Below are 14,115 nucleotides of genomic sequence, written 5' to 3'. Positions count from 1 at the left end.
GTCAGCCCTGACAGCCGCCCATGGCCCAACGGCGCAGGTTAACCTTGAGGCCGCCGCCGAACGGATGCTGTTTGGTCACGTTACCGGCTGCGGGGCGTTTGACATATGTCTGTGCCTGATCGCACAAGGATTCCGGTGTCCACTGATGGCAGTTGGAACAGGTCTGATCTTTCCACAATTCCTCGGGCAAACCGTCGATGGGTGGAAATTGCGGTGATCCCGCGACCAGTTCCTCGATCGTCCTGCCCCGAACCCTCTTGTTGCCAAAGGTCAGGATTGACTGGAGTGTTACAGCATCCTCTGCGCTGACACTGCCGGTATTGTCCGTTTCGGGCGCGGCCCCGCTAGGCTGAGCCTTACGCGTGACGGTCTCATCCTTCAGGCGCAAGGCCGCCAATCTTTCGATTGCGGCGTCAGAAAACGCACCGCTGGGAAAGCTGTGAAGATAGACCTCATAGGAATGCACTGTGTCGTCCGTTTGAGCCAGTTCGAACATCAAGCGGTCGGTTTCCGTTGCCTCGGCAATCTTTTCCTGCTCGGTCGGAGCTTTGGGGACCAAGGGCTGGATGGTACCAAAGGATTCCGCCAGCACAGTCTTCAAAAGCTCATTGGCCTTGTCAGAATGGATGCTGTCGGGAAAAGTTCGAAGGAACAACATAATCTGAACTGGATCGCGATTTTCCATCACTTCCTGCCACTGATCTTCTTCATTCCTGTGTGCGATTATCTTGGTCTCGGTCTCAATGGCGAAGGCAAAATCCTGCGTCAGCGAGGATGTATCCCAAGGGGTCTGCAATCCGCGCGTTTCGCTCAGAACATCCACGCGAACCTTCTTGAACAACTGCTCAATTGCCATGCCCGGCGTTTCGATGTGCTTGGCAAGGCTCAGCGTAAACGGGCTGTTGCCCGCTTCGCCATCCAACGCCACCCCACCCGGATCGGTGGCATAGGCCAGAAACGTGCCAGTCGGCGCTTTCATTTCCGCCAGCCCGTTGTCATCCATGTCGGCCAGATCCTCGAACGGATTGTTCCGACACGCATCCAGAATCACGATATTCGTCCTGTTCCGCGCCGATGCCATTTGATGCAGGACCGACCGGGCTTCGACCGCCATCAGATCCAGATCCGCCGGATCGCTCAGCGAGATGTCGACGGGCAGCAGATAGTTGGAGCCAAACGATTGAACGCCATGACCGGCGTAGTAAAACAAACCAATGGCCGTTTCCCCACCCTGACGCAGATCGCGACCGAATTGGGCAATCGCGCGCTTCATATCGACCTGATTGCTATCAGACAGATGCCGAACTTCGAAGCCAAGCCCTTGCAATTTCTCGGTAATCAGCTTTGCATCGTTGACCGGATTGTCCAGAGCCGAAACCGATCCATAGGCCGAGTTGCCAATGACCAATGCAATTCGAGGCTCGGCCAGACCCGCTGCAGCCCAAAAGACCGAAATTATCGCTATGAGTAGTCGGTATAGGCGAAGCACGATGTGACCCTTGTATTTTTTGTTACCCGTGACCGCACGAGCACCAAACCAGCTCGAATTACGGTATCTTTCTTTTTTGGCTTTCTTGTGACCTCGGCCTGACATATTCCAAAAATAGTATCAAGCATAGGAAGAGGTTCACACATGCGGCGTTCAACCTTGATGCGAAAACTTCTGGTCATTGCAGGGCTGCTTTGTGCACATTCGGCTTTGGCGCAAAGCGCCGACCCGTTTGAACATGGCTGGAAACTGGACGGCGAAGCCTCGGAACTGCAATTTTTGTCGGTCAAAAAGAATTCAGTTGCCGAAAACAGCGGTTTTGCCGCGCTTTCTGGCGTGATTACCCCAGATGGGGCCGCTGAAATTCGCGTTCAGATGGACAGTGTCGATACCAAGATCGATCTGCGCAACGTTCGGATGCGGTTTCTTTTTTTTGAAACCTTCAACTACCCCGAAGCGGTCATTACTGCCCAGCTTCCGGCGGCTGACTTGATCGATCTGCATCAGGTCCGTCACAAGATTATCGATCTGCCCTACAGGCTTGCGTTGCACGGTGTCGAAAAGGATGGAACAGCTCAGGTGGCAATAACGCTGGTGGATAATGATCGGGTCGCGGTCGCCAACACGACGCCGATTGCAATTGCCCTGACAGATTTCAACCTTGAAGAAGGCCGCGCCAAACTGGAAGAGGCCGCTGGCGTTGATATCCTTCCGTTTGGTTTCATCAGCTTTGGATTCGTTTTTGATCGCGCCAAGGCCGGTACGCCACCACAACTGGAATTGGTCGCCGCAACACCGGGCGCGGCTGCGCTTGAGACCAAAGGCAATCTGGACCGCGAGGCTTGTGAGGGGCGAATGGAAATTCTCTCACGCACCGGAAATATCTATTTCAATTCGGGCAGCGCGCGCCTTTCGAACGACTCGATACCACTGCTGGCAAATCTGCATGACATCGTCAATCGGTGTCCAGACTTGACGATCGAGATTGGAGGGCACACGGACAGCGACGGCTCAGAAGCGGCCAACAGGACCCTTAGTGAGCGCCGGGCTCGGGCCGTGAACAATTATCTGGTGGAACAAGGGATCGCGCCCGAGCGGTTGATCACCGTGGGTTATGGCGAAAGCCGGCCGGTTGTTTCGAATGATACTGTTGATGGCAAACGTCGCAATCGACGGATTGAGTTCGTGCCGGTGAACTAAATAGGTATTCTCAACCGCGCCTCTGGTCGCAACAGGCCAGAGGCGCGCGTTAATTTCCAGCCAGAATGATCGGATCAAAGCCACCACTGCGCCACTGTTTGAGCGCGGAAATGAAGTTCGGTCCGGGAACGCCATCTATTGTGCTGTTGTAGTAACCCGCTTTTTGCAGCAGGTTCTGCACTTCCATCAACGTTTCGCGCGACCATTGGTCCGACGCCAGTGACAGTTGATCTACGATTGCCCCGTTATCTTCAGCAGCGCCACGCAGCAACATCCGGGCCGCCTCAAGCGGATCGCGCGGCACGCCGCGTCCCTCATCCAGAAGGATCGCCGCCGCCAGATAACCCTGATACTCGCCATCCCGCGCAGATTTGCGGAAATAGTTCAGCGCTTGTGATGGCTCACCCGCTACGCCATCCTGCGCCAGAACGCCCAGATTAAACGTCGCCTTGGCCGATCCGCCATCTGCCGCCCGTTGCAACAACTGAACGGCGCGGGCTTCGTCCTTGGGCACGATCTGACCTTCGAACAACGTGACGGCCAGATTGATCATCGCATCAAAACTGCCGCCCGCCGCCGCCTGTTCATATAGCTCAAGCGCCCGGTTGACGTCCTGCGGCACGCCGGTCCCACTTTCATGAAGTTGAGCCAAGGACACCATCGCCCTCAGGTCACCTTCTGCCGCGGCCTGTTGGTAGAGCGTCACGGCACGATCCACATCACCGGCGGCAATCGTCGCGCGCGCCAGCAAGGCCACATAGTGGGACAGATCAGGCGACTGAGCCGCCGCCGCGCTGCAAGCCTGAATCGCAGTCAGAGCATTTTCCTGCAAGCGCGAGAAGGGCACGCCAGGGATGCTTGCCGTGCGGTCACGTGGATGGGTGGCCAGCCGTTCGCATATACCCCCCGGCGTGCTGTCCTCAGAGCGCGGGATCGAGGCGATCAAACGCTTCGCCTGATCGGCGTGACTTCCATTCGGATATTGCTCTAGGTAGAATTCCAAAAGCGGCCGCATCCGGCTACGCTGCGCCAGTTTCCAAAGACGTTCGGCCTGTTGATCTTCATCTTCAACGTTCAAAGCGCGCGTCAGCGTTTCGCCCTGGCCTGCGCGATCCAGAAAAGCCGTCACCTCGTTTACGTGCGCGCCTTGTGGATACCGGTCCATATATAGCTGCATCAGTGAAGGTTCCTGCGCATTTGCAGCCACTTGCCACAACAGGGTTTCTTCGGATGCCGTGACCGGGCTGTTGTCAAACCGAAACTGACGCGTGAGTGAGGAATTGTCCCAAGGGATCTGACGCCCGCCGGTCGAGGTCAGCACGTCCTTGCGAACCGAGATCAGAAGATCCGAGATATCCTGTCCCGGTGTATAGATGTGGCTCAGCAGCGCTTCGGTAAAAAAGCTGTTCCGCCCGGTGCCGTCAAAGGCAACGTTGTCAGGTTGCGTCGCATAAGCAAAAAGGAAATCCGCCGCACTGCCAACACGGGCAAGACCCTCACCGCCAACATCAATGCCTGTATCTTCAAAGGGGTTGTCCCGGCACGCGTCCAGAAATACCAGCCGAATGCCGTCCGAACGCTCCATCCGGCTGACAAATTCCTCCATCGCGATGGTCTGTTCAGGAATATCCGCAGCCGACGACATTTGCGCATCAACGGGCACAAGATAGTTCCGTCCGTCCACCTGAAACCCGTGACCCGCGTAAAACAACAGCGACACATCCGAATCTGCCGCTGTCGCACCGTAGGATTCCGCCAGCGCCAGCATCTCGTCCCGGGTCAGATCCGTTCCCAGGAAGACGTCAAAGCCCAACCCTTCCAGCGCAATGGAAAGGTCAGAAGCATCGTTGATCGGATTGTCCAGCGGGCTAACCGATTGATAGTCCGAGTTTCCAATGACCAGCGCAACGCGCTTATCCGCCAGCGCACTACATGCGCTGAATAGCAACAACACCAGAGGGGCGAAAAAACGATACATAAGCACAGGCTTGGTCTCCGATGGATCAAAGGCCAATGGCACGCGTCAGGCTGATCTCGGCCTGACCAACAGCGGCCACTATCGTTTCTACCTGTTGGTTCTGGATGGTGACAAGCTCGGGATCGGTCGCTCTTATCAATGTGATGGCTTTGCGAATCTCGCGCTGCGCCTGACGAATTTCGCGGCGTGCGGCCTGAACCGCCTCGCGGCGGATGGCTGCACGTTCTTCGGCGGTGGTGGCAAGGGCCAGCTTGCGATTGGCGTCTTCCCCTGCCGCACGAATGCCGGCGCTCGCGCCGCGAATGATGTCACCGACTGATTCCAATCCGGGTGGCAAACCTTTGACGATGGCATCAAGATCAGCCGCATAGTCGTCCATTGCCTCGGCCAGACAGGCCAGATACTTGCTTACGTCATTGCCCTCGGACGCACAGGCAGCGATCTCATTCTCAAGCTCCTGAGATGCGTTCTCCACAGTTCCAAGGGCCGCCTCGGCCTCGGCAACGGTTGTGATCGCCGTGCCGCCACCACCTTCGCCTGTGATCGTGGTATCGACCGTTGGCGTCACCTCTACCGTAGGTGTGGGCGGAACCGGGATGATCGTGGTGTCATTGGTGATAACCGCCGTACCCGGAAGGGCAGCGACCGTATAAACCTGACCACCGCTGCTGGTCACCGTGTTGGTGTCCAGCGTGAAGGATGTTGTGCCGGGCGAAGTGCTTGCAAAATCCAGGGGGTTGAATACCGCAGATGTGTTCAGCGTATCAGACGCTGGACCAAACCTGTAGAGCGACGGCCCGCCATACACCGTGCCTGTCGTTGCGGCACCAGAGGTCTCGCTCGCCGGGACCACGATATCGTCCGGGATCGCAAACAGAACTGGCGAGGTGGTGTAGTTTGCCGGGTTGGTGCTGCCGGTTCCCGGAGCCCAAACGCTGGTGAAATCCCACCCCTGAGCCGACGCGCGCCTGTAGAAACTTTCGGTATCCTGCAACTGCGAAGTGGTCAAAGAAGTGCCCCCGGCGCTGGTGCTGACGCCCGTGGTCTGCCGGTTCCAGAATGACGCTGTGACCGAGGCCGAAGGATCATTGAACACGACCAGACCACCAAAGCTTGTCGATCCAGCACCAGTCGCCGTGATGTCACCGGTTGCATACGTGCGCTCGATCCGGCCGACCGTTCCGAAATCTAGGTTTTCGTCATTGTCTATCACCAGACCGCCGATGGTCACGGTGCCATCAAGGTTGGTGGCCGTGATATCGGACGTCGAATATGAATCCCGGATTGTTCCGCTGTTGAATGCCACCAGACCAGCCCCAAATCCGTCGCCAGTGCCCGTCACGGTTGACAAGATGATCGGACCTGAACTGTTTGACCGCTCAATCGTGCCAACGTTGTCCGAGACCAGACCGGCCCCGATCACAGTGGCGCCCGAGATGTCTGCGGGCGAAATCGCTTCGATACGCGCAGTGGAAAAGCTGTCTTCAATGGTGCCTTCGTTGAAACCAACCAAACCGACAGCCTGCGAAGTGCTCGAAAAGCTCTGGCCCGTCACCGTACCGCCGACAGATACACCGCTGATCAATCCTGCGTTCGACAGTGCAAGACCCGCAGAGGTTCCGCCATCAATATCCGCATTGGTAAGACTGAGGTTCGATATCGAAGCGTCCGCGTCTATAAAAACAAACAGTGCGGCGTCCGCATCGATCCGATCTATCGTCAAACTATCAATTGCAAATCGGTTGCCATCGAGTGACCCCGAGAACGTGTCAATCGGGTCAAAGCCTCCGGACCAACCAGACGTCACGGATGCATCGATATTGTTCACCAATTCGAAACTGGCTGTATCCAATCCGGTGCTGTCTATCCCCTGAAGGCCATAAATATCCGTCAACCGGTAAGGGCTTGCCGCAGTTCCACTGCCACCGCGCGCGCGCAGGAATGTCGCCCCATCCGTGATCGTGAAATCCCCCGCCGAAAAGGACGGATTCGAACTGCTATTCTGTTCCCACGATCCGCTTGCCAGCGTAAATGAGCCTACATCGATAGCACCGCCCGAACCGGTCTCGATCGTCCCGGCGGCATTGATTGTCAGACCGCCCAGCGGGGCCGTGATCGCGGCGTCAATGTCAATGTTATTGTCGGCGCGCAGAGTCAGGTTCGACGATGTCGACCAGGAAATCGCCTCTTCGACCTCGATATTGCCAGCTTCACCGTCAGGACCGCCCAGATCAATCGGTGGGCCGCTGCCGGGGATCAACGCGCCGGTCCCGGCGGTAGTGATGATGACATCACCCATATCGAGATTGTCAACAATCGTCGTCGGATCCACCGTTCCAGGATCACCGGTTGAGTTTATCGTTATATTGGACGGGTCTAGCAGCAAGGTACCATGTGAGCCGTTGGGCGCACGGGTGTCGGTCAAGCCGTGATAGCTGAGTTGGATTTTGCCCGAAACCTCGACAAATCCACCATCGCCAGCCACGTCGCCGCCACGGGCCGAGTTGAAACCCGCAAAAGTCGTGTCGTCATCCGACCAGACGATGATCCGACCCCCATTGCCCTGATCTCCACCATCCGCGATCAGGCGGCTTTCGGCATCCACGGTTGTGGTCTGAGCCCGCTGCAGGTCACCCTGACCCTGCAAATCGCCGCCTACCCGAATGGATCCGCCATCTCCGGCGCCAGCTCCGCTGGCATCCAGCGTTGCGCCTGCTAGAACGATGGCTTCGCCCGTGATCGTAATATCACCCCCGGCTTGGGGGCGGACGACCGGCCTTGGTGAACTGGCCACCAGCGTCCTGCGGGCCGATGTGTCAATCGTACCGCTGACATGCACTGCACCACCGGACCCACCCAGAACCACAGCGCCGGATACACCACCGACCGAGCGCGCCTCGATCACGCCGGACATATTGACGACCTGCCGCGCTGCATCCCGTGCGCTGGCGACCTCAAGATGCACCAACCCGCCATCCGCTTCGATCCGGCCCGAGTTCGTAACAAGGGCCTCCATCGCATCATCATCGCTGTCCGACGGGACGGCGACCTGCAGGAACCCGTCGCCGGAAATGTCCAGTGTCACCCGCTCTCCCGCGCCAAGTCCTACCTTGCCCAGCGGAACACGGATCAGGCCCGAATTTGTCACCCGGCCTCCTATCAGGGCTGCATACCCGCCGGGGACAATGGAAATTGTCCCCGAATTTTCAACCGCTGCTGAATTGCCATTGCCCTGATAGCGATATCTGCCATTCAGGAAATCATTATCCGAGATATCAAGCGTCGAGGCAACGAAACCTGCCGTGTTCACATGACCCGAAGGGCCAATGAATATTCCATTCGGGTTGACCAGATGAACCTGACCATTGGCGTTGAGCTGCCCGTGTATCTGACTGGTGGTGTTCCCGGTGACCCGGTTCAGGATCACACTGTCAGATCCCGGCTGGCGGATATTTACGGTCGAGCCGCTGCCGATAGAAAAACCATTCCAATTGACGACTGCCGCATCCGAACCCTGATTGATGTTCAATTGATTGCCGTTTGGCTGCGAAATACTCACATCGCCTGCAGCGACCGTGCCGCCATTTGGCAAGGATTGTGCCAGCGCGGTTGTGCCCCACAGCAAAGCCGTGGCCGAAACCATCGCAAGAAATGTCAGATCAATCGTCGAAAAGCGCTCAGAATCTTCGGCTTGCAACGATACTGAATCGGTTTCCGTCTGCCCCCAGGTCATCACGTTCACCTCTCCCATATTCTACTCGTACCGACCCGGACCGATAGGCCGAGTCCTCAATCGTAAACAGATCAAACCCCAAACCGTATGAAGACGCTTTGGTTGTGCGTTGTTCGACAATCGTAGGTTGTTCTATACCTAACACACCGTATGCACCGAACAAATACGGTTTGAAAATCAACGGTATTCCAGCCAGTTCAACTTGTTGCGAGCGGCCGAGCTCGGTTCGCAGAACCCAACCGTTATCGCCCCGCAGCTCACCCGCGTCAAAGGCCGAAAGCTCACTTGAGCTGGCGATGCTGAACTGCTCGGATGTGACCAGCGGGTCGCCAAAATTCTCCTGAATGCGGGCGTTCACATTGACCGACCAGTTCGCATTCAACGGGCGCTGATATTGCGCCGACAGGACAAGTTTGGTGAACTCAGCGCTTGCCCCCTGCCGTGACAAAGGCGTGTCATCCGATCCACCCGATGCGCTGGCACCAAAGGCATCCAGCCCGCGCGACAGAACGGCACCCGTTCTCAGGAAAGTACCATTGTCGTAGCTCCAGCTTGCATCCAGCGTGGCGCGCAAAACGCTCAGATCATCGTCATAGATCGGTAAATCCGTCGAACCCACGGTCAGATCCTGCGAGTCGCTGACGCGATCCAAGATCAACTGCGATGACAGATTGAGCTGCCGCGTGCGTATCCACGGATAGTAGAAGCGGAAAGAAAGCCGCTCGAACTCGCTGGTGTTGGGCACGGGATCGGGATCGGGCTGTGCCTTGCTTGACGTGACCTCGACATTGAATGTCAGTCCGTCGTAGCCGATCGGGAACACCGTGCCGGCTGCCAGAATACGGTACTTGGCATCGTCCGAGAAAAACCGGGTCGGCGAGCCGCCTGCCCTGAAATAGAACGTTTCACCCATTTCAAGCGCGCCATTTACCTCCAGCCCAAGGCTCAGGTTTATCGGACCCAATTCATCGGACAGCGTGTTATCGAAACCGTACGAGCCGGTGTATTGCTTGAACTCACCATCCAGCGTCAGAACCGTGCCACCCCGGGCATCACCTGCGGACAGGGTCGAGGACAATCGGATCCCGAATATATCCCCGGCCAACAGCAGCGCCCGTTCGATTTCATTCAGCCGCACCCCCCTTTTCCCGATCAGGGGCCGAGTGATGGCCACCACCCGATCGCGGGCCTGTTCGGGCACCTTGTCGGCGTTGATGCTTTCGACAAACCCGTCGATCACCACGATGCGCAGCGTCCCGCCATCGCGCAAGACCTGCTGCGGCAGGACAACCCGCGACAGGACAAATCCCGCGTTTGTATAGGCATTTTCCAACTGGCTGGTCGCGGCGAAGATTTCCGAGACCGCCACCCGCTGACCGGTCAGCCGCGCGACGAATCCATCATTTGCGGCCTGCATCTGCGGCAAGGCGCCTTCGATCCGAACCGCGCCAACGGTCACGAACAACCGATCCGCCCCTTCCGGCACCGGGGCACCGGGATCGCGCGCCACAGTCACCGGGCCGGTGCTGCGCTGGTTTTGCGGCTGAAATGTCGACGGGGCCAGATTGGAGGCACTTTGCGCCACAGCCACGTTCGCGGTCGCAAAGCCGCCAAGAACAATCAGGACTGTCAGATGTAATAGACGCCGGATTTTTAACATTTTTCTAGGCGACCTCTGAACAGAAACCAACATGGGCGCTTGACTGGAGCGTTCTTAACCAAATCCCAATCGCTGAACCAAAGCAAGGTTGAATTGAACATTAGTCATCGCCTGTTGGAATTGACCAACAGCAGTGCCGGGTTCAATCCAAGCTGTCTGTGTCACAGTTCACAAAACTCATGCCTTTTCGTAACTTTAGCCGCGGGTCAGCGTTTCAAAGCAGCCCGGCGTCCAGCCATTCTTCGATCTTGTTCCGGCTGACCTCGAAATGCATGGAATCCTCGCGCCCCCAGGCCGCACCCCACACCCAGCCTTCCTCGCGGAAAAAATCAGCAAGAATGGTTAAGCCAAGCTGAGTTCTTCCGTCGCCCAACGTATCCAGAACCCCATCAATGTTCAGATCGACCGCAAGCCCGTAAGCGTGTGCAGATGCAGAAGAAGTTGCGCCCCTGATGCGGCGAACACAGAGTGATCCGGCGGTGTTGATACGAGCATAAAGGTCAGGATCGGTGCGGCGAATATTGTCGAACACGGTCCGCAGAGAATCGACCGCAGGTTTCAACATGCGTACGCGCACTGGCCCCACCTCTTCCAGCACCAGCTTGTCTTCAAGGCGCGCATTGGTCATTGATTGGCATTCATCTGTCAGATCTTCGCGCGGCAAGCCAAACGTCTCTCGCAGAAAAGACGAGTTTGCCAGCTCCAGGTCCTTGTTCACTTTTTTGCGATTAGCGATCAGAACAACCTGCGCATAGGCGTCGATGATCTCGTTCGGTGTTGTTGCATCATATCCGTAGTCATCAGCGCCATCGCCCGATTGCGGCAGCACTGTCCCTCCGCTTTGCGTACGCGATACCTCAAGCGACAGCTGCTCGATCTGATTGCGCATATCCTCAACCTGCTGGCTAAGCATTTCAATCTCGATCCGCGCACCCGAGTCGATAGCGGGCCCCTCAAAATTCTCTTCAAGTGGCACAATCAAAGGAAAGACATACCAGATGATCGGGGCAAGAATGATCGCCACCCCAAGAATTATCGCTGGAACGATACGCATATCGGTGATGTTTCCTGTTTTCTGCCGCCTCTCTCACCGAACCTAGAAGCACGCAGGGGCGATGTCACGAGGTTGCCCAAAAAATGTCAGAGCGAAGTGTGACATTCTTCATTGTTCGTGTTCAGACCCAGGGGTAGTCTGTTGCGCAAATAGGTAGGGGAAATTCATGTCTACAACATCTTCAATCAAAACCATCTGCGCTTCTGCGATTGCCGTCATCTGCGCAGCCCAATTCGCCTCGGCTCAGAACACCGAGCTTACAGCCGACGAAATCACCGACGCGTTTAACAAACAGAAAACGCGCGGGCTGGTGCTGGTCCCGTCAAGCCAGGGCAATACCGGGACCGATACAACTGATACAACAGTTGCTGCCGCCCCCGCAGAGTATCAGCCGGTGGCCCAGGAAGATCAGGTCAACATCCAGATCCGGTTCGACTTTGCCTCGGCCGCGTTGCGCGAGGATGAAAAGCCCAAGCTGTCGTCCCTGTGTCAGGCCATGAAAGGCGTCGACGTCAACCTGTTCCAGATCATCGGCCACACCGACAGCGCTGGTTCTGCGGAATATAACCAAAATCTCTCGCTGTTGCGCGCGAAAGAGGTTAAACGATTCCTGGTTGGCGATTGCGGCATTGCAGAAGAGCGGCTTGAAGTGCTCGGAGTTGGTGAAGCGGAACCCTTGAACAAGGATAACCCGCGTGCGGACGAAAACCGCCGCGTCGAATTCCAGGCCCTCGGCTGATCGCCAACGCGACAAACGAACGAACTAGAGGGCAGCATGACCGAATCCCGCGCAGGCGACCTGTTTCAGCCGGGCGATCTGGTGAACAATACATATCGGATCGAAGCAATCCTTGGGCGGGGCGGTACATCTGACGTCTATCGGGCCCGCTCCGAGATCTCGGGGCGGCTTGCCGCCCTGAAAGTTCTGAAGGCCGAATTTTCCAGTAACGACGATTATCTGGTATTGCTGACCCGCGAAGAGGAAATTCGCGATATCCGGCATGACGCGGTTGTTCGTTATTCTGAAAACAACCGGACTGCGGACGGCCATGTCTATCTTGTGATGGATTACGTCGACGGGCCCGGGCTTGATCAGAAGCTGAACGCCGGCCCAATGCCAGCAAATGAAATTCTGACCGTGTGCAAAAGGGTGTGCGAGGGGCTGGAGGCCGCTCATGCCCGCAACATCGTGCATCGCGATCTGAGCCCGGACAATATCATTCTGCGCGATGGTGATCCGGCGCAGGCCGTCATCATCGACTTCGGCATCGCCAAAGATACCAACCCCGGGGCCGAAACCATTGTCGGCGGCGAATTTGCCGGAAAATACGCATATGCCGCGCCGGAACAGCTGTCAGGAAAGACCGATCAGCGGACGGATATTTATTCGCTGGGCGCGCTTCTGTTGGCCAATTTTCGCGGCGAACGGGCGGATGCAGGGCGTAACCTGCTGGAAGTGGTCGAGAACAAGAAAGTGCCCCTGAATACCGAAGGTGTTCCCGAGCCTCTGAAGTCAATCCTCGACAAGATGACCGCACCGGAACCGGATGATCGGTATCAAACCGCAACCGAGGTTTTGCGCGCCCTGGCAACCGCTCGGACCGGTGCGCCAGCACCTCAAGCGGGTGCAGATGATGATGCAACGGTCATCATTCCAAAAAGCAAAGCTAAAGCGCCGGAACCAAAATTGGCGCAACCTGCAGCCCAGCCCGAAACACCTGCTCGTAGGTCTGAGGCTGCCAAAGCAATTGAACCCCAAAAGTCTCGTGGCGGCCTAGTGGCGGGTCTTGGCGTGCTGGCCATCGCCGGTCTGGGAGTTGGCGGATATGTGGGCGGCGTGTTTGATAGCTTCCTGGGCCCGCAATACCCCGCAGTTTCGCCTTATACGCTGGTTGCCGACAAACGCGATGGCCTGCCCCCACGCGTGGTGGGGTTTGTTCCGTCCGAGGCGGCGCGGGACTCTATGACCGGCGAGATCACCGCGCAGGGCGGAGAAGTCGATCTGACACTGGCCACCGGCGATATCGCCGAGAATTGGGGAACAGCCGTCAATGATGTGATCAAATCGGCGATGGATCTTGATGAGTGGCGTCTGGTGGTCGATGGCAACGATGCAAAGCTCACCGGGCAGACCACCGACCAGGCATTGCACACCGAGTTGGAGCAACTTTATTCCGCAGGACTACCTGCCGGATTACAGGGAACCGCCGAGATCGAGCTTGAGTCGCTGTTCCTGTCACCAGACGAAATCCGCCCCATCCTGTCCGGCCTTGCAGATTGCGGGGCACTGAAGCTGGTGGATGCACCAACGACGGGATACGGACCAGAAACACCGATACGGGTCAGCGGCACTTTGGCATCGCAGGACAGTTTGATCGGGCTGGAAACGGCCCTGACAGCCCTTGGCGGGGCGCGGCCACTGGATTTGAACCAGATCGAGGTGTTGAATCCTTCGATTTGCCTAGTCGAGAACTTTCTGCCCAACGCGCCAACCAGTGATATCACGATTTCTTTGTTTACTGGTGAAGAAGGCAACGGCATCAGACCAAATCCAACCGGGGAATATACTGTTGGGCAGAATCCGGTGATCGATGTCAATCTGCCAGGAGACGTGCAGAACGGTTATTTGTCAGTTTCGATTTTGGATGTGTCTGGCAGCGTGTTCCATCTACTGCCAAATTTGAACCGCCCCGACAACGATATTGAAACACTCCGAGCAGGCGACAATGGCCCCACATCTGTACGCGTCACCTACTCGATTGACGAATATCGCCAAAACGAAAGCCTTCTAGCTTTCAATATTGACGAGTCTTCTCTGGGCAAAAGCAAACTGATCGTGCTGCACTCAGATGAAAAGTTGTTTAATACCTTGCGCCCGACCGAAGAGTCCGCCGCCAGCTATGCCGAGTCTCTTCGCGAACAAGACCGCAATGTCGAGGCACAAGTTCTTTCACTGGACAGCCGCATTCTGACAACCGTAGCCCAGTAGAAACGGTCTGAG

8 protein-coding genes are annotated in these 14,115 nt (G+C 56.9%); 3 read left to right on the top strand and 5 right to left on the bottom strand.

What is annotated here, in order from left to right:
* Position 1: 1 nt before the first annotated feature.
* Complete coding sequence (locus tag ACR0FG_RS02645; RefSeq protein ID WP_480889793.1) at positions 2-1,489, bottom strand: caspase family protein; 1,488 nt, start codon at positions 1,487-1,489, stop codon at positions 2-4.
* 144 nt (positions 1,490-1,633) lie between these two features.
* Between ACR0FG_RS02645 and ACR0FG_RS02640 the strand changes: the two genes are divergently transcribed.
* Positions 1,634-2,689 (top strand): OmpA family protein, encoded by a 1,056-nt coding sequence (locus tag ACR0FG_RS02640; RefSeq protein ID WP_480889790.1) that lies wholly within the window; start codon positions 1,634-1,636, stop codon positions 2,687-2,689.
* Positions 2,690-2,738: 49 nt separating this feature from the next.
* Here ACR0FG_RS02640 and ACR0FG_RS02635 read toward each other — a convergent pair whose 3' ends face one another.
* From ACR0FG_RS02635 to ACR0FG_RS02620, 4 genes are all read right to left on the bottom strand, one after another.
* On the bottom strand, positions 2,739-4,667 hold the full coding sequence (locus tag ACR0FG_RS02635) for a caspase family protein (RefSeq protein ID WP_480889787.1): 1,929 nt from the start codon (positions 4,665-4,667) through the stop codon (positions 2,739-2,741).
* 25 nt (positions 4,668-4,692) lie between these two features.
* A complete protein-coding gene (locus ACR0FG_RS02630; RefSeq protein WP_480889785.1) occupies positions 4,693-8,400 on the bottom strand; it encodes a two-partner secretion domain-containing protein in 3,708 nt (1,235 codons plus the stop codon).
* The gene (locus ACR0FG_RS02625) at positions 8,345-10,060 is read right to left on the bottom strand and encodes a ShlB/FhaC/HecB family hemolysin secretion/activation protein (RefSeq protein WP_480889783.1); all 1,716 of its coding nucleotides are present in this window, start codon (positions 10,058-10,060) and stop codon (positions 8,345-8,347) included. The genes ACR0FG_RS02630 and ACR0FG_RS02625 overlap by 56 nt, the downstream gene beginning before the upstream one ends.
* 214 nt (positions 10,061-10,274) lie before the next feature.
* Positions 10,275-11,114 carry a M15 family metallopeptidase gene (locus ACR0FG_RS02620; protein ID WP_170710775.1) on the bottom strand — a complete coding sequence of 280 codons (840 nt, stop codon included), beginning with the start codon at positions 11,112-11,114 and terminating at the stop codon, positions 10,275-10,277.
* A gap of 166 nt (positions 11,115-11,280) precedes the next feature.
* Here ACR0FG_RS02620 and ACR0FG_RS02615 point away from each other — a divergent pair, with 166 nt between their 5' ends.
* Positions 11,281-11,853 (top strand): OmpA family protein, encoded by a 573-nt coding sequence (locus ACR0FG_RS02615; protein ID WP_170710776.1) that lies wholly within the window; start codon positions 11,281-11,283, stop codon positions 11,851-11,853.
* A 36-nt stretch (positions 11,854-11,889) separates the two neighbouring features.
* Positions 11,890-14,103 (top strand): serine/threonine protein kinase, encoded by a 2,214-nt coding sequence (locus ACR0FG_RS02610; protein ID WP_480889780.1) that lies wholly within the window; start codon positions 11,890-11,892, stop codon positions 14,101-14,103.
* Positions 14,104-14,115: the final 12 nt, after the last annotated feature.

The organism is Ruegeria sp. E1 (assembly GCF_056534225.1).
The sequence above is the reverse complement of the archived record's forward strand: the minus strand, read 5'-3'. Positions and strand labels throughout refer to the sequence as shown.

Bases quoted from the DNA above. Each gene is read 5' to 3' on its own strand.
- ACR0FG_RS02640 (WP_480889790.1), top strand. From the start codon at position 1,634: ATGCGGCGTTCAACCTTGATGCGAAAACTTCTGGTCATTGCAGGGCTG.
- ACR0FG_RS02635 (WP_480889787.1), bottom strand. From the start codon at position 4,667: ATGTATCGTTTTTTCGCCCCTCTGGTGTTGTTGCTATTCAGCGCATGT.
- ACR0FG_RS02630 (WP_480889785.1), bottom strand. From the start codon at position 8,400: ATGACCTGGGGGCAGACGGAAACCGATTCAGTATCGTTGCAAGCCGAA.
- ACR0FG_RS02625 (WP_480889783.1), bottom strand. From the start codon at position 10,060: ATGTTAAAAATCCGGCGTCTATTACATCTGACAGTCCTGATTGTTCTT.
- ACR0FG_RS02620 (WP_170710775.1), bottom strand. From the start codon at position 11,114: ATGCGTATCGTTCCAGCGATAATTCTTGGGGTGGCGATCATTCTTGCC.
- ACR0FG_RS02615 (WP_170710776.1), top strand. From the start codon at position 11,281: ATGTCTACAACATCTTCAATCAAAACCATCTGCGCTTCTGCGATTGCC.
- ACR0FG_RS02610 (WP_480889780.1), top strand. From the start codon at position 11,890: ATGACCGAATCCCGCGCAGGCGACCTGTTTCAGCCGGGCGATCTGGTG.